Here is an 869-nt window from a genome sequence, read left to right as displayed (position 1 = left end):
AAAATCTGACACGGTCACAAAAAGACCAGTGACAGAACCGTTTCCGATTCCGTCACCGTATGCTTGCCGAACATGACCGCCAGGGCTGACGCTTTCGCGCCCCCAACGGCCACATTCCCTCTTCACGATGTCACTGATGTTTTTTGCGCACGGTCTGAACGCTGCCGAACCTATCGGTCCTCGCAGAGTTTTGCCGCGGCAAACTGTGTTCCAGATAGCCAAGCTCAACACCATTCCCTCAGGCGGCAGCCGCTACAGCGGCGCCAAGTCCCAAAAGAATGGTGGAGCCAGACGGGATCGAACCGACGACCTCATGCTTGCAAAGCACGCGCTCTCCCAACTGAGCTATGGCCCCAGTCTGAGTGAGCCCGAGCCACAGGCGCGCAAGGCCGACCGGCCGCCGCGCCGCGTGGCGCGAGAAGCCAAGGCGACGGATGTCGCCGCCGGCGCTTGAGGCGATCCCAACAATGGTGGGCCTGGGACGACTCGAACGTCCGACCTCACCCTTATCAGGGGTGCGCTCTAACCACCTGAGCTACAGGCCCAGAGCGATCAAAGCACGCCGCCCGGCATACGCCGCAGCGGTGCGCCGATCGCGCTATCTGGTGAGGAAGAGAAACGAGGACGGCGCCTGTCCCGCCAAATGGGACCCTGACAGGTCCCTGTATCCTAAATGATCCTCGATGGGTCTGCCGAAGCAGGACGGCCCCGATCGCTCGGCGCCAAACCCAAAAAGAAATCCTTAGAAAGGAGGTGATCCAGCCGCAGGTTCCCCTACGGCTACCTTGTTACGACTTCACCCCAGTCGCTGACCCTACCGTGGTCGCCTGCCTCCTTGCGGTTGGCGCAGCGCCGTCGGGTAAGACCAA

General features: G+C 61.4%; 2 tRNA genes and 1 rRNA gene. All 3 read right to left on the bottom strand.

The window, feature by feature from the left end:
- Positions 1 to 279: 279 nt before the first annotated feature.
- Positions 280 to 355: transfer RNA gene (locus MKK67_RS04510), tRNA-Ala, on the bottom strand.
- Between the two features lie 113 nt (positions 356 to 468).
- Positions 469 to 545, bottom strand: a tRNA-Ile gene (locus MKK67_RS04505).
- Between the two features lie 201 nt (positions 546 to 746).
- A 16S ribosomal RNA gene (locus MKK67_RS04500) occupies positions 747 to 869 on the bottom strand; the annotation flags it as partial.

Origin of the sequence: Methylobacterium sp. J-072, from assembly GCF_022829425.1 — a bacterium.
Taxonomy (GTDB): domain Bacteria; phylum Pseudomonadota; class Alphaproteobacteria; order Rhizobiales; family Beijerinckiaceae; genus Methylobacterium.
This window is presented reverse-complemented; position numbering and strand designations above follow the sequence as displayed.